The 17,391-nt window shown below is 59.8% G+C and carries 23 protein-coding genes; 10 read left to right on the forward strand and 13 right to left on the reverse strand.

All coding sequences use genetic code 11. The annotated features are described in order from the left end of the window. Positions 1-86 precede the first annotated feature (86 nt). Positions 87-281: a hypothetical protein gene (locus ACWR1S_RS17910; RefSeq protein ID WP_454564424.1), complete on the reverse strand. Its 195-nt coding sequence runs from the start codon at positions 279-281 to the stop codon at positions 87-89. On the opposite strand from ACWR1S_RS17910, the gene ftsY reads away from it, so the two are divergent. The 4 genes from ftsY to rpoH all read left to right on the forward strand — a co-directional run bounded on the left by ftsY (position 280) and on the right by rpoH (position 4,460). Beyond that, the gene (gene ftsY, locus ACWR1S_RS17915; protein WP_454564425.1) at positions 280-1,800 is read left to right on the forward strand and encodes a signal recognition particle-docking protein FtsY; all 1,521 of its coding nucleotides are present in this window, start codon (positions 280-282) and stop codon (positions 1,798-1,800) included. The genes ACWR1S_RS17910 and ftsY overlap by 2 nt on opposite strands. After that, complete coding sequence (gene ftsE, locus ACWR1S_RS17920; protein WP_008065082.1) at positions 1,797-2,468, forward strand: cell division ATP-binding protein FtsE; 672 nt, start codon at positions 1,797-1,799, stop codon at positions 2,466-2,468. The genes ftsY and ftsE overlap by 4 nt, the downstream gene beginning before the upstream one ends. Then, positions 2,465-3,490 (forward strand): permease-like cell division protein FtsX, encoded by a 1,026-nt coding sequence (gene ftsX, locus ACWR1S_RS17925; RefSeq protein WP_077574909.1) that lies wholly within the window; start codon positions 2,465-2,467, stop codon positions 3,488-3,490. The genes ftsE and ftsX overlap by 4 nt, the downstream gene beginning before the upstream one ends. Before the next feature lie 115 nt (positions 3,491-3,605). Further along, positions 3,606-4,460 (forward strand): RNA polymerase sigma factor RpoH, encoded by an 855-nt coding sequence (rpoH, locus tag ACWR1S_RS17930; RefSeq protein WP_042561557.1) that lies wholly within the window; start codon positions 3,606-3,608, stop codon positions 4,458-4,460. 200 nt (positions 4,461-4,660) lie between these two features. On the opposite strand, the gene mtgA is transcribed toward rpoH, so the two are convergent. Beyond that, the gene (gene mtgA, locus ACWR1S_RS17935; protein WP_016983236.1) at positions 4,661-5,383 is read right to left on the reverse strand and encodes a monofunctional biosynthetic peptidoglycan transglycosylase; all 723 of its coding nucleotides are present in this window, start codon (positions 5,381-5,383) and stop codon (positions 4,661-4,663) included. A gap of 74 nt (positions 5,384-5,457) precedes the next feature. Here mtgA and ACWR1S_RS17940 point away from each other — a divergent pair, with 74 nt between their 5' ends. The 4 genes from ACWR1S_RS17940 to trmB all read left to right on the forward strand — a co-directional run bounded on the left by ACWR1S_RS17940 (position 5,458) and on the right by trmB (position 7,700). Further along, positions 5,458-5,838, forward strand: coding sequence for a DUF423 domain-containing protein (locus tag ACWR1S_RS17940; RefSeq protein ID WP_454564426.1), 381 nt, complete (start codon positions 5,458-5,460; stop codon positions 5,836-5,838). Between the two features lie 71 nt (positions 5,839-5,909). After that, a complete protein-coding gene (thiS, locus tag ACWR1S_RS17945) occupies positions 5,910-6,110 on the forward strand; it encodes a sulfur carrier protein ThiS (protein ID WP_122604433.1) in 201 nt (66 codons plus the stop codon). 60 nt (positions 6,111-6,170) lie between these two features. Continuing rightward, positions 6,171-6,965 carry a thiazole synthase gene (locus ACWR1S_RS17950; RefSeq protein WP_016983239.1) on the forward strand — a complete coding sequence of 265 codons (795 nt, stop codon included), beginning with the start codon at positions 6,171-6,173 and terminating at the stop codon, positions 6,963-6,965. A 9-nt stretch (positions 6,966-6,974) separates the two neighbouring features. Next, positions 6,975-7,700: a tRNA (guanosine(46)-N7)-methyltransferase TrmB gene (trmB, locus tag ACWR1S_RS17955; protein ID WP_016983240.1), complete on the forward strand. Its 726-nt coding sequence runs from the start codon at positions 6,975-6,977 to the stop codon at positions 7,698-7,700. A 131-nt stretch (positions 7,701-7,831) separates the two neighbouring features. Here the strand turns inward: trmB and ACWR1S_RS17960 are convergent, their stop codons facing one another. From ACWR1S_RS17960 to ACWR1S_RS18005, 10 genes are all read right to left on the reverse strand, one after another. Then, positions 7,832-8,155 (reverse strand): DUF3392 domain-containing protein, encoded by a 324-nt coding sequence (locus tag ACWR1S_RS17960; protein WP_034153666.1) that lies wholly within the window; start codon positions 8,153-8,155, stop codon positions 7,832-7,834. 35 nt (positions 8,156-8,190) lie between these two features. Further along, the gene (hemW, locus tag ACWR1S_RS17965; RefSeq protein WP_134176069.1) at positions 8,191-9,396 is read right to left on the reverse strand and encodes a radical SAM family heme chaperone HemW; all 1,206 of its coding nucleotides are present in this window, start codon (positions 9,394-9,396) and stop codon (positions 8,191-8,193) included. Next, on the reverse strand, positions 9,393-9,989 hold the full coding sequence (gene rdgB, locus ACWR1S_RS17970; protein ID WP_454564427.1) for an RdgB/HAM1 family non-canonical purine NTP pyrophosphatase: 597 nt from the start codon (positions 9,987-9,989) through the stop codon (positions 9,393-9,395). The genes hemW and rdgB overlap by 4 nt, the downstream gene beginning before the upstream one ends. After that, positions 9,986-10,420, reverse strand: coding sequence for a DUF4426 domain-containing protein (locus tag ACWR1S_RS17975; RefSeq protein WP_454564428.1), 435 nt, complete (start codon positions 10,418-10,420; stop codon positions 9,986-9,988). Before ACWR1S_RS17975 ends, rdgB begins: the two co-directional genes overlap by 4 nt. Positions 10,421-10,446: 26 nt before the next feature. Beyond that, positions 10,447-11,067, reverse strand: a complete 621-nt coding sequence (gene metW / locus ACWR1S_RS17980; protein ID WP_454564429.1) for a methionine biosynthesis protein MetW — start codon at positions 11,065-11,067, stop codon at positions 10,447-10,449. Positions 11,068-11,074: 7 nt separating this feature from the next. Continuing rightward, positions 11,075-12,214, reverse strand: a complete 1,140-nt coding sequence (gene metX, locus ACWR1S_RS17985; protein WP_454564430.1) for a homoserine O-succinyltransferase MetX — start codon at positions 12,212-12,214, stop codon at positions 11,075-11,077. 179 nt (positions 12,215-12,393) lie between these two features. After that, positions 12,394-12,681, reverse strand: a complete 288-nt coding sequence (locus ACWR1S_RS17990; protein ID WP_095121519.1) for a DUF167 domain-containing protein — start codon at positions 12,679-12,681, stop codon at positions 12,394-12,396. Next, positions 12,678-13,268 carry a YggT family protein gene (locus ACWR1S_RS17995; RefSeq protein ID WP_064388077.1) on the reverse strand — a complete coding sequence of 197 codons (591 nt, stop codon included), beginning with the start codon at positions 13,266-13,268 and terminating at the stop codon, positions 12,678-12,680. The genes ACWR1S_RS17990 and ACWR1S_RS17995 overlap by 4 nt, the downstream gene beginning before the upstream one ends. 10 nt (positions 13,269-13,278) lie before the next feature. Then, positions 13,279-14,097, reverse strand: a complete 819-nt coding sequence (gene proC, locus ACWR1S_RS18000; RefSeq protein ID WP_454564431.1) for a pyrroline-5-carboxylate reductase — start codon at positions 14,095-14,097, stop codon at positions 13,279-13,281. Positions 14,098-14,120: 23 nt separating this feature from the next. Beyond that, complete coding sequence (locus ACWR1S_RS18005) at positions 14,121-14,807, reverse strand: YggS family pyridoxal phosphate-dependent enzyme (protein WP_454564432.1); 687 nt, start codon at positions 14,805-14,807, stop codon at positions 14,121-14,123. 56 nt (positions 14,808-14,863) lie between these two features. Between ACWR1S_RS18005 and ACWR1S_RS18010 the strand changes: the two genes are divergently transcribed. Then, positions 14,864-15,898 (forward strand): type IV pilus twitching motility protein PilT, encoded by a 1,035-nt coding sequence (locus ACWR1S_RS18010; RefSeq protein ID WP_041063525.1) that lies wholly within the window; start codon positions 14,864-14,866, stop codon positions 15,896-15,898. Between the two features lie 124 nt (positions 15,899-16,022). On the opposite strand, the gene ACWR1S_RS18015 is transcribed toward ACWR1S_RS18010, so the two are convergent. Next, positions 16,023-16,640 carry a C40 family peptidase gene (locus ACWR1S_RS18015; RefSeq protein WP_016985978.1) on the reverse strand — a complete coding sequence of 206 codons (618 nt, stop codon included), beginning with the start codon at positions 16,638-16,640 and terminating at the stop codon, positions 16,023-16,025. 248 nt (positions 16,641-16,888) lie between these two features. Between ACWR1S_RS18015 and ACWR1S_RS18020 the strand changes: the two genes are divergently transcribed. Next, positions 16,889-17,320: an NINE protein gene (locus tag ACWR1S_RS18020; RefSeq protein WP_007913651.1), complete on the forward strand. Its 432-nt coding sequence runs from the start codon at positions 16,889-16,891 to the stop codon at positions 17,318-17,320. Positions 17,321-17,391 lie beyond the last annotated feature (71 nt).

Here is a 17,391-nt window from a genome sequence, read left to right on the forward strand (position 1 = left end):
CTGATCCGTTTTACTGGCGGCCACGCCTATCAAGCCACTGATCGGTCGATAGGTTGTATGGGTTCCCGGCAGAAGCTTTGAGTTTGTCAGCTAAACTCTGCGTTTTCGCCGACGATGCCGTTCCAGTCCTTCGTATTAATCGACCTTTGAGGTGCCTGTGGCGCCTCGACAAAATGTTGCGCGTGAACAAGCTGGGTGAAACACAGTCTGTTCTGCATCGAATATTTATTTGCCGGGGCGCCCTTATGGCGCGTCGCTACCGTGAGATAGCCGTCCTCCATGTTTGGTTCCAACGACGACAAGAAGACCCCAGCTGCGGCTGGCGAGAAGAAAAGCCTGTTCGGATGGCTGCGTAAGAAACCGCAGGAACCCGTCGTCGAACAGCCGCCGGTGATTCCTGAGCCAGCCCCTGCGCCAGCTCCAGTCATAGAAGAAGAGCCGGCACCGATTGTTCTGCCGATTGCCGAGCCGGTGCTGCAACCGGTTGAGCCAGAGCCTGAGCCAGAAGCGCCTGAGGCGGCTGAACTGCCGCTGACTCCGGCGGCTGAGCCTTGGCTGACCTTGCCGGTGGCGGAAGAGCCGGTGGCATTGGTTGAAGAGGCTGCGCCGCATATCACTCCGGTGATTCCTGCGCCTGCATTTGTGCCTGAAGTGGTGCCGGCGCCTGTGGTTGAGCCGGTTGTCGAGCCTGCACCGGTTGTCGTCGAGACTGTTGTCGCTGAACCGGTTGCCCCGGTCGTTGTTGCTCCGGTAGCGCCGGTCATTCATCAGCCAGAGCCTGCACCTGAACCCGTTATTGCTGCTCCGGTGATGCCGGTCGAAGTGGTAGCCGAAGCCCCAGTCGAAGCCCCGCGCACCGAAGAATCCAAAGCCGGCTTCTTCGCCCGCCTCAAGCAAGGCCTGTCGAAAACCAGCGCCAGCATCGGCGAGGGCATGGCCAGCCTGTTCCTCGGCCGTAAAACCATCGACGACGATTTGCTCGATGACCTCGAAACCCGTCTGCTCACCGCCGACGTGGGTGTCGAAGCCACCACGCAGATCATTCAGCGCCTGACCCAGAAGGTCGCCCGCAAAGAGCTGGCCGATGCCGACGCGCTGTACAAATCCCTGCAGGCCGAACTGGCCGCGATGCTCAAACCGGTCGAACAACCGCTGAAAATCGCCTCGCAGAACAAGCCATTCGTGATTCTGGTAGTTGGCGTCAACGGCGCCGGCAAAACCACCACCATCGGCAAACTGGCGAAGAAGCTGCAACTGGAAGGCAAGAAAGTCATGCTCGCCGCCGGTGACACCTTCCGCGCTGCTGCCGTGGAGCAATTGCAGGTCTGGGGCGAGCGCAACAAGATCCCGGTGATCGCTCAGCACACCGGCGCCGACTCGGCTTCGGTGATCTTCGACGCCGTGCAGGCCGCCAAGGCCCGTGGTATCGATGTATTGATCGCTGACACCGCCGGTCGTCTGCACACCAAAGACAACCTGATGGAAGAACTGAAAAAGGTTCGCCGGGTCATCGGCAAGCTCGACGCCGACGCACCGCACGAAGTGCTGCTGGTGCTCGACGCCGGTACTGGCCAGAACGCCATCAACCAGGCCAAGCAATTCAACCAGACCGTCGAACTGACCGGCCTGGCGCTGACCAAACTCGACGGTACCGCCAAGGGCGGGGTGATTTTCGCCCTGGCCAAGCAGTTCGGCCTGCCGATCCGCTACATCGGCGTCGGTGAAGGCATCGACGATTTGCGTACCTTTGAAGCCGAACCCTTTGTCCAGGCACTGTTTGCCGAGCGGGAGCGTTCATGATTCGTTTCGAACAGGTCGGTAAACGCTACCCGAACGGTCACGTCGGCTTGCATGAGCTGAGCTTTCGAGTCCGTCGTGGCGAGTTCTTGTTTGTCACCGGCCACTCCGGTGCCGGTAAATCCACCTTGTTACGCCTGTTGCTGGCGATGGAACGTCCAACCAGCGGCAAACTGCTGCTGGCCGGGCAAGACCTGAGCACCATCAGCAATGCGCAGATTCCGTTCCTGCGCCGGCAGATCGGCGTGGTGTTCCAGAACCACCAGTTGCTGTTCGATCGCACGGTGTTCAACAACGTCGCCTTGCCGCTGCAGATTCTTGGCTTGTCCAAGGCCGAAATCGCCAAGCGTGTCGACTCGGCGCTGGAGCGCGTGGCGCTGTCGGATAAAACCGATCTGTACCCGGGCGACCTGTCCACCGGCCAGCAACAGCGCGTCGGCATCGCCCGCGCCATCGTGCACCGCCCGGCCTTGCTGCTGGCGGACGAACCGACCGGTAACCTCGACCCGCGTCTGGCGGCCGAGATCATGGGCGTGTTCGAAGACATCAACCGTCTGGGCACCAGCGTGCTGATCGCCAGTCACGACCTGGCACTGATCGCGCGCATGCGTCACCGCATGCTGACCCTGCAACGCGGCCGATTGATTGGCGACGGGGAGGCCGGCGAATGAGTGCGACACGCAGTCCGAAGGTCTCCGAGCGCGTGGCCCCGAAAGCCGCCGATCCACAGCCGCCGAAGAAGAAAAAACACGACGAAGACGACGGCCCGGACTTTGCCACGTTGTTCCGTGCCTGGGTCGAAAGTCATCGCGCCAGTCTGCTCGACAGCCTGCGCCGTTTGGGCAAACAGCCGATTGGCAGCTTCTTCACCTGCATGGTGATGGCGGTAGCGCTGAGTCTGCCGATGGGGCTTTCGCTGTTGCTCAACAACGTCGAACGTCTTGGCGGCTCGTGGCAGCGGGCAGCGCAGATCTCGCTGTATCTGCAACTTGACGCCAGCCCGGAGCAAGGCGAGTCGTTGCGTGAACAGATCAAAGGCATGCCCGGCGTAGCTGATGCTGAATATGTCGGCCGCGATCAGGCGCTGGAAGAGTTTCAGCAGCAATCCGGGTTGGGCGAAGCCCTGCGCGAGCTGCCGGAGAACCCGTTGCCGGGCGTGGTGCTGGTCACCCCGAATGAAGTCGACAAGCCGACGCTGGAAGCATTAAGACAAAAACTTTCCGAATTGCCCAAGGTACAACAGGCGCAACTTGATCTAGTCTGGGTCGAGCGTCTGGCCGCCATCCTCAAGCTTGGCGATCGTTTTGTCTTCGGTCTGACGGTGCTTTTGGTTTCCGCATTACTTTTGGTGATAGGCAATACCATTCGTCTTCATATTGAAAACCGCCGCACAGAGATAGAAGTGATTAAACTCGTCGGCGGCACTGACAGCTATGTGCGTCGTCCCTTCCTTTATATGGGCGCGTTGTATGGCTTCGGTGCGGGGCTTCTGTCCTGGGGTGTATTGGCGTTCGGCCTGAACTGGCTGAACGATGCGGTGGTTGGACTGGCCGGCTTGTACGGCAGTGATTTCGCGCTGGCCGGAGTGCCAGTTGCCGACGGTCTGTCGCTCTTGCTTGGCGCGGTGCTGTTGGGTTATATCGGTGCATGGATTGCAGTCGCACGCCATCTCAGGGAGCTGGCGCCGAAGTAGAATCTTTTTTGCGCGTGATTGACCTCGCGGTTTTTTTGGGAACTTGCACTTGAATTCCCGGTCAATTTTTCGCAGTGCCGAGAGGCACGAGTATGTAAGTGGGAGGTTTTTTCGTATGACCAATTCTTTGCAACCTGCGTATGCGTTGGTTCCGGGTGCGAACCTGGAAGCCTACGTGCACACCGTCAACAGCATTCCATTGCTGACGCCGGAGCAGGAGCGTGAACTGGCCGAGAGTCTCTACTATGAGCAGGATTTGGGGGCGGCTCGGCAGATGGTGCTCGCCCACCTGCGTTTTGTTGTACATATCGCCCGTAGCTATTCCGGCTACGGTCTGGCTCAGGCTGACCTGATCCAGGAAGGTAACGTCGGCCTGATGAAGGCCGTGAAGCGCTTCAACCCGGAAATGGGTGTGCGTCTGGTGTCGTTCGCCGTGCACTGGATCAAGGCGGAAATTCACGAGTTCATCCTGCGCAACTGGCGCATTGTGAAAGTCGCGACCACCAAGGCCCAGCGCAAGCTGTTCTTCAACCTGCGCAGCCAGAAGAAACGTCTGGCGTGGCTGAACAACGAGGAAGTCCACCGTGTGGCGGAAAGCCTCGGCGTCGAGCCGCGTGAAGTGCGCGAAATGGAAAGTCGCCTGACCGGCCATGACATGGCTTTCGACCCGGCTGCTGAAGCCGACGACGACAGCGCTTTCCAGTCGCCGGCCAACTACCTGGAAGACCACCGGTACGACCCGGCGCGTCAACTGGAAGATGCCGACTGGAGCGACAACTCCAATAACAACCTGCACGAAGCGCTGGAAGTGCTGGACGAACGTAGCCGCGACATCCTCTACCAGCGCTGGCTGGCAGAAGAGAAAGCCACGCTGCACGACCTGGCGCAGAAGTACAACGTGTCGGCCGAGCGGATCCGTCAGCTCGAGAAGAGCGCGATGAACAAGCTCAAGTTGTCGATCGCCGCGTAACCGGCGCCTCGGCAATAAAAAACGCCTCGATCAGCGATGATCGGGGCGTTTTCATTTGTGCGGACATACTGGCCCCTGTGGGAGCGAGCCTGCTCGCGAAAGCGAATGTTCATTCAACACTGATGTTGACTGACACACCGTATTCGCGAGCAGGCTCGCTCCCACATGGGATCTTCAGGGTTTGGAAGATTCGTGACTGGTTATCGAGACCACGGTGCTCGCCGCGAATCGTTCAGGCCGAGCAAATAACTATCCCCACCCAACTGACTCATCTGCTGCCGAATCCACCCGGCCCGCCGCGACACATAAGCGGTCGGATGGCTAGCACTCCACACCCGAGGATTCGGCAGAACGGCGGCAAGATAACTCGCCTGCTGCCGTGACAACGATTTCGCGCTCACGCCAAAGTGATGGCGGGCGGCGGCTTCGGCGCCGAACACCCCGTCATCCCACTCGACGCTGTTCAGGTACACCTCAAGAATCCGCTGCTTGGGCCAGAATACCTCGATCAACGCGGTAAACCAGGCTTCGAGACCTTTACGCAGATAGCTGCGCCCGGCCCACAGAAACAGGTTTTTCGAAACCTGCTGACTCAAGGTGCTGGCGCCGCGAATCGATCCACCGAGCTCGTTGTGCGCCAGTGCGGCCTGGATCGCGCTGAAATCAAAACCCCAGTGCTCGGGAAACTTCTGATCCTCACCGGCCATGACCGCGACTTTGAGGTCGTCGGAGATCTCGTCCCATGGCTTCCAGGTACGTTGCAGGTCAATCGGCTCGCCATCGACCCAGGATTCAACCTTGCGCTCGACCATCAATGCCGTGCCCGGCGGCGGCACGAAGCGAAACACCAGCACCAGCAAGATGCTGCCGCCGGCGAACCAGAGCAGGGCCTTCGTGAGACGACGGAAAATAGTACGCAGCATAGAGATGGCTTGGCCGAACCGGTGGAGCGGGCCATTATACAGACCCTGCCGATCGCGTCTGACTGGAGTTCCTCATGCTGCGTGGCTTTTTGATGCTGGCCGCTTTTTTTGGTTTTACCGGGGTCGCTTTGGGCGCATTCGCTGCCCATGGCTTGAAAAATCGCCTTACGCCTGAGTACCTGACGATTTTCCACACCGGCGTCACCTATCAGCTGGTGCACACCCTGGCGCTGTTCGGCGTGGCGCTACTGGCCTCGCAGATTCAGGGTCGACTGGTCACTTGGGCCGGCGTTTCCTTCACCGTCGGCATTCTGCTGTTCTCCGGCAGTCTGTACGTGCTGACCACCACCGGCATCAGCAAGCTCGGCATCATCACCCCGTTCGGTGGCCTGGCATTTCTGGTCGGCTGGCTGTGCCTTGGGCTCGCCGCCTGGCGCCTGCAACCAACCGCTTGACGCTTGGTGCTGACCTTTAGGTCATGATCGGGCTAGAATGCCAGCCCCTAAAAATGATGGCGGCATTGCGCATGCGCATTCAGTTGAACGGTGAATCCCTTGAACTGCCCGACGGCGAGACCGTTGCGGCCCTGATCACCCGTCTGGAACTGACCGGACGCCGGGTGGCAGTCGAACTCAATCTGGATATCGTCCCGCGCAGCCAGCATGCCGACACCACGCTCAATGACGGCGACAACGTTGAAGTGGTGCACGCCATCGGCGGCGGCTGATCGTCCGGCCCGCGAGGGCACAGAATTCTGCAAGACCCTCACTCCTAAAGAGGATTCCCCATGAGCATCGTTCGTAGCGACAAGCCTTTTGTGCTGGCCGGTCGTACTTACCAGTCGCGTTTGCTGGTCGGTACCGGCAAGTACCGTGACATGGAAGAAACCCGTCAGGCCATCGAAGCCTCGGGTGCCGAGATCGTCACCTTCGCCGTGCGCCGCACCAACCTGGGCCAGATCGAAGGCGAGCCGAACCTGCTCGACGTGCTGTCGCCGCAGCGCTACACCTTCCTGCCGAACACCGCCGGTTGCTACGACGCCATCGAAGCCGTGCGCACCTGCCGCCTGGCCCGTGAGCTGCTCGACGGCCACAACCTGGTGAAGCTGGAAGTACTGGCCGACCAGAAAACCCTGTTCCCTAACGTCATCGAAACCCTCAAGGCTGCGGAAACGCTGGTCAAGGAAGGTTTCGACGTGATGGTTTACACCAGCGATGACCCGATCATCGCCCGTCAACTGGCAGAAATCGGCTGCATCGCGGTCATGCCGCTGGCCGGTCTGATCGGTTCCGGTCTGGGGATCTGCAACCCGTACAACCTGCAGATCATCCTCGAAGAAGCCAAGATTCCTGTGTTGGTCGACGCCGGTGTTGGTACTGCCTCCGACGCGACCATCGCCATGGAACTGGGTTGCGATGCGGTGCTGATGAACTCGGCCATCGCCCACGCCCAGCAGCCGGTGATGATGGCTGAAGCCATGAAACACGCCATCGTGGCAGGCCGTCTGGCCTACCTCGCTGGCCGTATGCCGAAAAAACTCTATGCCAGCGCCTCTTCGCCGCTGGATGGTCTGATCAAGTAAGAGCCATTGATGACTGAATCGAACGACACGCCTATCCAGACGGAAGAAGGCGACGAGCGCCAACACCGCCGCATCAAGAGTTTCGTGATGCGCGCCGGGCGCATGACCGAAGGCCAGCAACGCGGTCTGGACCAGGGTGCGCCGCTGTACGTGCTGCCGCTGGCCGATGCGCCGGTGGATTACGATCAGGTTTTCGGCCGTTCGGCACCGCGCTCGCTGGAGATCGGTTTCGGCATGGGCCACTCGCTGCTGGAAATGGCAGCGGCCGCACCGGATCAGGATTTCATTGGTGTGGAAGTTCACCGTCCGGGTGTCGGCGCGCTGCTCAATGGCGTGCTGACCCAAGGCCTGACCAACCTGCGGGTCTACGATTGCGACGCGATCGAAGTGCTCAACCGCTGCATCGCCGACAACAGCCTCGATCGCCTGATGCTGTTCTTCCCGGACCCGTGGCACAAGAGCCGTCACCACAAGCGTCGTATCGTTCAGGCCTCGTTCGCTGAACTGGTGCGCAGCAAGTTGAAGGTCGGCGGCATTCTGCACATGGCCACCGACTGGGAACCGTATGCCGAATACATGCTGGAAGTGATGAATGTAGCCCCGGGCTACCGCAACCTCGCCGAAGACGGCAAGTGCGTACCGCGCCCGGCCGAACGCCCGATCACCAAGTTCGAACGCCGCGGCGAACGTCTTGGCCATGGCGTGTGGGACCTGAAGTTCGAAAAACAGTCCTGAGTATCACGCGGTAAAAAATGTAGGAGTGAGCCTGCTCGCGATTGCGCACTGACAGTCACCGAAGAGGTTGAATGTCAGACCGCTATCGCGAGCAGGCTCACTCCTACAGTTGTTTTGGGTGTACTGAAAGATTAGCGACGATCAGCGACTACGCCGATCAGGACGAGAACCACCAACAACACCGGCGCCAGGCTGTAGTTGTTGAACTGGCTCAAACCCTTGATCACCCATGGCGTGGCGTAGATCAGTGCGGCGCCACTGCCGATCACGCACAGCAGCGACATCAGCGGTATGCGCAAGGCGCCGGCGATGCTGCCCAGGCGTTGCTCGACCCAGCCTTTAAAGTCGGCGCCGAACAGCACCAGCAGGCAGCCCACCAAGGCCAGAGCAATTTCCGAGAGGTTGCTGCGGCTCCAGCGGGAGACGGTGGCGAGCAGGTCGAGTATCAAATCCATGGGTTTTTCCTTGGGGCTGAAGTTGAGGGTTGGGCTCAGTTCAGAAATTGTTGCAGCAAGTCGTTGAGAAACAGCTGTCCGCGCTCGGTGGCCGCCAGACGTGACGGTTCGACCTGCAACAGACCGCTTTGTTCTGCCGCGGCCCGGCCTTCGGCGAGGCTTTCCAGCGACAGGCCAGTGCGCTCCGGATACAAGCGCGATTCGACGCCTGCGGTCAGGCGCAAAGCGTTCATCAGAAACTCGAACGGCATCTCGTCATTGGTCAGCGCTTTTTCGCCGGCCTGGAAGCTTTTCGCCGGATTAAGATAGTCCTTCGGCAAACGGGTCTTCCAAGTGCGCACAATACGTCCGTCCGGATGGCTGAGCTTGCCATGCGCGCCCGCACCAATGCCGATGAAGTCGCCAAAACTCCAGTAATTGAGGTTATGCCGCGCCGGTCGCCCGGCCTGTGCATAAGCCGACACTTCGTATTGCGCGTAACCGTGCTCGGCCAACAGCGCTTGCCCGGCTTCTTGAATGTCCCACAGCGTGTCGTCTTCCGGCAGCACCGGCGGCTGATTCCAGAACACCGTGTTCGGCTCCAGCGTCAGTTGATACCAGGAAATGTGCGTCGGATTCAGTGCGATGGCCTGGCGCAGATCGCTCAAGGCATCGTCCAGCGACTGGTCGGGCAAACCGTGCATCAAGTCGAGATTGAAGTTATCGAACCCGGCCTGCCGCGCCATGCCTGCCGCGCGCACCGCTTCGTCCCCGTTGTGAATGCGGCCCAGCGCCTTGAGCTTTTCCTGCTGGAAGCTCTGGATACCGATCGACAAACGATTGATCCCCAGCTTGCGGTACGCGACGAACTTCTCTTGTTCGAAGGTCCCGGGATTGGCTTCCAGAGTGATTTCGATGTCGTGGGCAAACGGAATGCGCTGCTCGACGCCTTCGAGCAAACGCCCAAGCGCTTCGGCGCTGAACAGGCTCGGCGTGCCGCCACCAAAGAAGATCGAGCTGATTTCACGGCCGTAAACCGCGTGCAGATCCTGATCGAGATCGGCCAGTAAGGCGTCGACGTATTCCTGCTCTGGCAAAACCGGGCTGGCGGTGTGCGAGTTGAAATCGCAATACGGGCATTTGCGCACACACCACGGGATGTGGATGTACAGCGCCAGGGGCGGCAGCGTCGGCAGCGGCGCCCGAGGCGAAGAGGCGGCGCCGCCGACAATCAGCGACGACGCGGAAGAGTCACGGGTCATTTCAAGCCCAGACGCTGGCGCAGCAGATCCATTGCACGGGCGCGGTGGCTGATCTGGTTCTTGTCCGTCGGGCTCAGCTCGGCGCTGGATACGTCACGCTCCGGAACCCAGAACAGCGGGTCATAACCGAAGCCGTGCTCGCCGCTGGCGGCGGTCAGAATCCGCCCGTGCCACAGGCCTTCGCAGAGGATCGGCAACGGATCATCGGCGTGACGCACCAGCGCCAGCACGCAAACGAACTGCGCACCGCGCTCGGCTTGCGGCACGTCCTTCAAGGCGTCGAGCAGTTTGGCGTTGTTCGCCGCATCACCCTTGCCGTCGGCATAACGCGCCGAATAGATGCCCGGCGCACCGCCGAGGAAATCCACCGCCAGACCGGAATCGTCGGCCAGCGCTGGCAACCCGGAAATCCGTGCGGCATTACGTGCCTTGAGAATGGCGTTCTCGACGAACGACAGGCCGGTTTCCTCCGGCTCGACCTTGCTCCACTCGCCAATCGAGCGCAGTTGCACCGATTCGCCGAGCATGGCCTGGAGTTCTTTGAGTTTGCCGGCGTTATGGCTGGCCAGTACGAGCTGCTTGATGTTCATCATTCGCCGGGAAAGAGTTCTTGGTTGAAATTGATGGTGTTGATCTTGTCGCCGTTCTGCACCTTGATTTCAAAGGTGCGGATTGCCTGCTGTTCCACCGGGTACTGGGCGATGTAGTAGATCGCGCCCTGTTCGGTGATCTGGCGGAAATTCAGCGGCACGCTCTGGCTGGTCAGGTCTTTGACCGTGCCGGTGACGTTGGCGACCAATGGTTTGCCGTCCTTGATCACCGAGACGTTGATCACGCCCTGATTCTTGCTGCGAATCAGTTCTGCAGCCTTGGCGATGTCCGGTTGCAGGTACGTCGAGTTGAAAGTGTTGTAGTGCACCGTCACGTCGCCAAAGTTTTCCTGACGCTCGCCCTTGATGACGTCGGCCGCCAGAGCGCTGGCGCTCAGGCAGGCAGTCAATAACAACAACGCTAAACGACCCATGATCGTGCTCCTCGAAATGACGGGATTCAGACCGCGACTTTGTGGTCTGCAAGCTGCGGGCTGCTGACGCGGTAGATACCGATCTCACCTAACAGATTAGGCCATAGCTTACTGGCCCACCCGTGACGGTGCTGTTGATCCACGGCAAGCCGATCAATGACCTTCGCATCACGTTCGCGGCAAAGTGCTTCAAAGTCTTCGAAGGTGCAGAAGTGAATGTTCGGCGTGTTGTACCAGGTGTACGGCAGGAACTCGGAGACCGGCATGCGGCCCTTGCTCGCCAGGTACCAGCGGCAGCGCCAGTGACCGAAATTGGGGAAAGTGATGATGCACTGGCGACCGACGCGGAGCATTTCGTCGAGGATCTTGTCCGGGTAGTGCACGGCTTGCAGGGCCTGGGTCATGACGACGATGTCGAAACTGTTGCTGGCGAAGTTGCCCAGCCCCTTGTCCAGATCCTGCTCAATGACGTTGATGCCCTTGGCCACGCACTCGGCGATGTTCTCGGCGTCGTTTTCCAGGCCATAACCGGTGACGTTCTTGTTGTCGCGCAACCAGGTCAGCAGCTCGCCGTCACCGCAACCGAGGTCGAGGACGCGGCTGCCGGCGGGGATCCATTCCTGGATGATTTCCAGATCAGCTCTCATGGCTTTCTCACAGCGTGATGCGGTTCATGTAATTGCCGAACGCCTGCAAGTAGCGCGGGATCGGAATCAGGAAGGCGTCGTGGCCCTGCGGAGCATCGATTTCCAGATAGCTGACGTCTTTGCGCGCCGCCATCAGCGCATCCACCAGTTCCCGCGAACGGGCCGGGGAGAAACGCCAGTCGGTGGTGAACGACATCACACAAAACTTGGCCGTGGCGTTTTCAAAGGTTTTCGCCAGATTATCGTCGAAGTTCGCCGCCGGATCGAAGTAATCCAGTGCCTTGGTCATCAACAGATAGGTGTTGGCGTCGAAGCGTCCGGAGAACTCTTCGCCCTGATAGCGCAGGTAACTTTCGACCTGGAACTCGACGCTGTGGAAGTCGTAGTTGAGCTTTTCGCTCTTCAGGCCACGGCCGAATTTTTCGCCCATCGAATCGTCGGACAGGTAAGTGATGTGGCCGACCATGCGCGCCAGCATCAAGCCGCGCTTGGGAATCACGCCGGCTTCCTGGAACGAGCCGCCGTGGAATTCCGGGTCAGTGAGGATCGCCTGACGCGCGACTTCGTTGAAGGCGATGTTCTGCGCCGACAGCTTCGGCGCCGAGGCGATGGCCAGACAGTGCCGCACGCGATCCGGATAAGTGATGGTCCATTGCAACGCCTGCATACCGCCGAGGCTGCCGCCGATCACCGCCGCCCACTGGCCGATGCCGAGCAGGTCAGCGAGACGCGCCTGGCTGTGCACCCAATCTTCCACGGTGAGCACCGGGAAGTCGGCACCGAACGGTTTGCCGGTCTCCGGGTTGATGCTGCTCGGGCCGGTTGAGCCGTTGCAGCCGCCGAGGTTGTTCAGGCTGACCACGAAGAATTTATGGGTGTCGATCGGTTTGCCGGGGCCGATGCAGCTGTCCCACCAACCGGGTTTGCGGTCGTCGACGCTGTGATAACCGGCAGCGTGATGGTGGCCGGACAAGGCGTGGCAAATCAGCACGGCGTTGCTCGCCTGCGCGTTCAGCGTGCCGTAGGTTTCGTAGATCAGGTCATAGGCGGCCAGCGAACGGCCACAGGCCAAGGCCAGCGGTTCGCTGAAGTGCGCGGTTTGCGGCGTCACCAGACCAACAGAATCGGGGGGAAAGGCAGTTGGCATCGACCCTGCTCTCGTTGAAATGAGGCGTAAGTCTAAAGACCGGGGGGGTTAGCGGCAAGCAACTACCTGCGCTCGTTCCCACGCTCTGCGTGGGAATGCCACATTGGACGCTCCGCGTCCGCTTCGGCGGGGGATGCGGAGCGTCCCGGGATGCATTCCCACGCGGAGCGTGGGAACGATCAGCGCACCAGGTCAGGCAGATCCGGCAGCTTCTTCGGCGAACAAATCTTCACCCGCTTCTGCCGGTTCAACTCACCACTGAGCAAACTGACCTGGCTCTTCGAAACGCCAAACGCCTTGGCCAGAAAACCCATCAGATAAGCATTGGCCTTGCCCTCGACCGGCGGCGCAGTCAGGCGAATCTTCAAACGATCACCGTGCAGCCCGGCGAAGTCATCGCTGCGGGCTGCCGGTTGCAGGTGACACTCGAGGATCAAGTCGTCACCGTCCCATCGAAACCAGCTCACATCAGCAGACGGAGGATTTCCGGCATCATCGTCATCGCCGCCAGATTGTTGATCACCAGCATGTCGATCAGCTTCAGCGCGAGGAAGGCGAAGATTGGCGACAGGTCCAGGCCGCCGAGATTCGGCAGGATTTTGCGGAACGGCGCCAGCGCCGGCTCGCAAATCTGGTTGACCAGTTCAGCCCCCGGATTGTGGCTGCCCGGCGCGACCCACGACAGAATCACGCTGATGATCAGGGCGAAGAAGAAGATCTTCAGGAACAGCGCGGTCACGCCGATCAGCGACCAGATCACCAGTTGCAGCGGATTGCCGGTGGTGCCGTAAGTCAGCAGCAGGGTTAGCGCCATCAGCGCCAGTTGCACCAGAATCGCCAATACCAGCGACGACATGTCGAGGCCGAACAGGCTCGGGATGATCCGACGCAGTGGCTTGAGCAGCGGCTGGGTCGCTTTGACGATGAACTGGCACAGCGGGTTGTAAAAGTTCGCGCGTACCAGTTGCAGTACGAAACGCAGCAGCACGATCAGCAGGTACAGGCTGCCGAGGGTTTGCAGCACGTAAACCGCTGCAGTGTTCAATCCAATCATGTAAGGCTCCTTATTTGCCCAGTTGTTCGGCCATTTCGGCCGAGCGGTGCGCGGCGGCGCCGAGTGCGGTTTCGACCAGGGCTTCGAAGCCATTGGCCTGGAATGACTTGATTGCAGCTTCCGTGGTGCCGTTTGGCGAGGTCACGCGACGGCGCAGTTCGGCGGCGTCAACGTCGCTGGAAACCGCCATGTGTGCGGCGCCGAGTGCGGTCTGCAGGGTCAGTTGTTCAGCGATGTCTTTCGGCAGGCCGAGTTTGACGCCCGCGGCGGTCATGGCTTCGATCAGCAGGAAGAAATACGCCGGGCCGGAGCCGGATACGGCAGTGACCGCGTCCAGTTGCTGCTCTTCTTTCAGCCACAGAGCAATGCCGACAGCGGACAGCAGCTCTTCAGCTTGCTGACGTTGCTCGGCGGTCACTTCGCGGGTCGCGTACAAACCGCTGACGCCCTGACGCAGCAGCGCCGGGGTGTTGGGCATGCAGCGCACGATCGGCTGCTCGCCAAGCCACGCGGTCATGCTGGCGCAGGTGATACCGGCAGCAATCGACACCACCAGTTGATTGGGTTTCAGGCTCGGGCGAATCGCTTCGCACACGGTTTTCATGGCTTGCGGCTTGACCGCCAGCACCACCACGTCGACGCCGTCGATGGCCTGGGCGTTATCGGCAAAGGTTTCGATGCCGTGTTCGGCGCTGACTTTGGCGCGGGTTTCTTCGCCCGGATCGCTGGCACGGATGTGTGCAGCTTCCAGACCTTTGGCGCGCAGGCCGCCGATCAGACTGGCCGCCATGTTGCCCGCACCGATAAACGCAATACGTGTGTTGCTCATGTGTGGTCCTTATCTGGAAACGTTCAAGACTGGGAATAATCGCGGGCGCCAAACAGGGCCGTACCGATACGCACCCAGGTGGCGCCTTGGGCAATGGCCGACTCGAGGTCGTGGCTCATGCCCATGGAAAGTGTGTCGAGCGGCAGATCGAGGCCGGCCTGCAATTTCTGCACCGCGGCGAAGGCCGCGTCTTGCTCGGCGCGATCGTCGGTCGGCTCGGGAATTGCCATCAAGCCGCGCAGTTTCAGCCGTGGCAGTGCGCTGATCGCGGCGGCCAATGCCGGCAGGTCAGCCGGCGTGCAACCGGATTTGCTGGCTTCACCGCTGACGTTGACCTGAATGCAGATGTTCAGCGGCGGCAGCTCGGCCGGGCGCTGTTCGGACAGACGTTGAGCGATTTTCAGGCGATCCACGGAGTGCACCCAGTCGAAATGCTCGGCGATGGCGCGAGTCTTGTTCGATTGAATGGGGCCGATGAAGTGCCAGATCAAGGGCAGGTCAGCCAGTTCGAGCTGTTTGCCCAAGGCTTCCTGCAGGTAGTTCTCGCCGAAATCCCGCAGGCCGGCGGCATACGCTTCGCGCAGGGCCTGGGCGGGTTTGGTCTTGCTCACGGCGAGCAACTGGACGCTGTTTTCAGGACGGTGTGCGGCTTGGGTCGCGGTCTGGATGCGCGAACCAACCTGAAGAATGTTGTCTGCTATCGTGGACATCAAGAGGCGCCAGCGGTCTGAAGGTTCGCGGCATTCTACTGGAATTGAGGAGCGCTATGGATATCACTGAACTGCTGGCCTTCAGCGCCAAACAAGGCGCTTCCGACTTGCACCTGTCGGCCGGTCTGCCGCCGATGATTCGTGTCGATGGCGATGTGCGGCGGATCAATCTGCCGGCGCTGGACCACAAGCAAGTGCACGAACTGATCTACGACATCATGAACGACACCCAGCGGGTCGACTTCGAGAAACATCTGGAAACCGACTTTTCCTTCGAAGTGCCGGGTGTCGCGCGTTTTCGGGTAAATGCCTTTAATCAGAACCGTGGCGCCGGCGCTGTATTCCGTACGATTCCGTCGAAAGTGCTGAGCATGGAAGACCTGGCCATGGGTGATGTCTTTCGCAAGATCACCGACGCGCCGCGCGGGCTGGTGCTGGTGACCGGCCCGACCGGTTCCGGCAAGTCGACCACGCTGGCGGCGATGATCGATTACCTCAACACCCATCGCCATCACCACATCCTGACCATTGAAGATCCAATCGAATTTGTCCACGAATCGCGCAAATGCCTGATCAATCAGCGCGAAGTCCATCGTGATACCCGCAGTTTTGCTACTGCTTTGCGTTCGGCGTTGCGCGAAGACCCGGACGTGATTCTGGTTGGCGAGATGCGTGATCTGGAAACCATTCGCCTGGCGCTGACCGCTGCTGAGACCGGGCATCTGGTGTTCGGCACCTTGCACACCACTTCAGCGGCGAAAACCATCGACCGGGTGGTCGACGTATTCCCGGGTGACGAGAAGTCGATGGTCCGCTCGATGCTGTCGGAGTCGTTGCTGGCGGTGGTTTCGCAGACGCTGATCAAGAAGATCGGCGGCGGGCGGGTGGCGGCGCACGAGATCATGCTGGGCACATCGGCAATCCGTAACCTGATCCGCGAAGACAAGGTGGCGCAGATGTATTCGGCGATTCAGACGGGTGGGTCGTTGGGCATGCAGACACTGGACATGTGCCTGAAGGAACTGGTGACCAAGGGCTTGATCAGCCGCGAGCATGCGCGGGAGAAGGCGCGGACGCCGGATAATTTCTGAGGGAGTGATTGTTCCCACGCTCTGCGTGGGAATGCAGCCCGGGACGCTCTGCGTCCCTGCCGAAGCGGACGCGGACGTCCATTGAGGCATTCCCACGCGGAGCGCGGGAATGATCGGTATGGTGTTAGCGCTGAACCACGCGCATCTGGCTCTGTTCTTTCGGCAACACCCGCTTGGCAACCACGTAATGCTGCTGCCAGTACGGCTTGTTCAGCGTATCGATGCTCACCGCTTTGCCGCGACGCGGGGCGTGGATGAAGCGATCGTTGCCCAGGTAGATGGCAACGTGGTTGACCCGGCGGCTCTTGATGTTGAAGAAAATCAGGTCGCCCGGCTTCAGATCCTTGCGTTCGACTTTCTCGCCATGACCGCTGGCCATGGCGTTCGAGGTGCGTGGCAGGTCGAACGTGGCGTCGTTGAACGCGTATTTCACCAGGCCGCTGCAATCGAAACCTTTACTTGGGCTGCTGCCGCCCCAACGATAAGGTGTACCGAGGACGTTGACTGCACGGCTCAGCACGTTGCTGCTTTCCTTGCTCGCCATCGGTGGCACCAGCTTGCTGTGGCTCTTGCTGCTCAGCGTAGTGGTTTTGCTTTTGCTGCTTTTGCTCGATGGAGCCGAAGCATGGGATTTAGGGGTAAAGCCGTTAACGTTAGGAAGACGTTGCTCACGATTGGTGGCGTGGGCGGCCAGTGGCATTAATAGGCAGATGGTTAGCCATGTCTTGAAAAATGGTCGCATTAGGCGTGGCTCTTCAGTGATAGCGCGCAACTTTATAACAGAGTTTTTTTTCATTCCGAGTCCGTTGGTCGATTCAGTTGGCAGCCAACGGAACCAAATAAGCGGCAAATGGACGCAATTGTCGGACAGAAGTCAGGTGCTATAAGGCTTTGACGGTAGCAACGGTAACATTTGCCGTACGTCGGCTACCTGTAAAAAAGTCACAAAGAATTCAAGAATATTTATCTATCGTGTGAATCGAGGTCTTCATGAACCCCTATCAACAATTTGTTCAGCAGCAAGATACGCACAGCAAAATCATCGGTTATCTGTTGTGGATTTTCGGTTTTACCGGCGCTCACCGCTTTTATTACGGCAAACCGGTGACCGGGACGATCTGGTTTTTTACCTTCGGTTTGCTGGGTATTGGCTGGCTGATCGACCTGTTTCTGATCCCGGCGATGGATCGCGAGGCCGATCTGCGTTTTACCGCAGGGCCGATCGAGTACAACGTGGCGTGGATTCTGCTGACGTTCCTTGGCGCGCTCGGTGTGCACCGGATGTACCAAGGCAAGTGGATCAGCGGACTGATCTATCTGCTGACAGGCGGGTTGTTCTTTCTGGGGGTGCTGTATGACTTCTGGACGCTGAATGATCAGGTTTCCGTGCGCAACGCCGAGGGCAGAGGTGCCTTCCAATAATGCTTCGCGAGCAAGCTCGCTCCCACAGGGGATTTGTGTCGTTCACAGATCCAAAGTGGGAGCGAGCCTGC

This window comes from Pseudomonas sp. AIG (assembly GCF_977020205.1).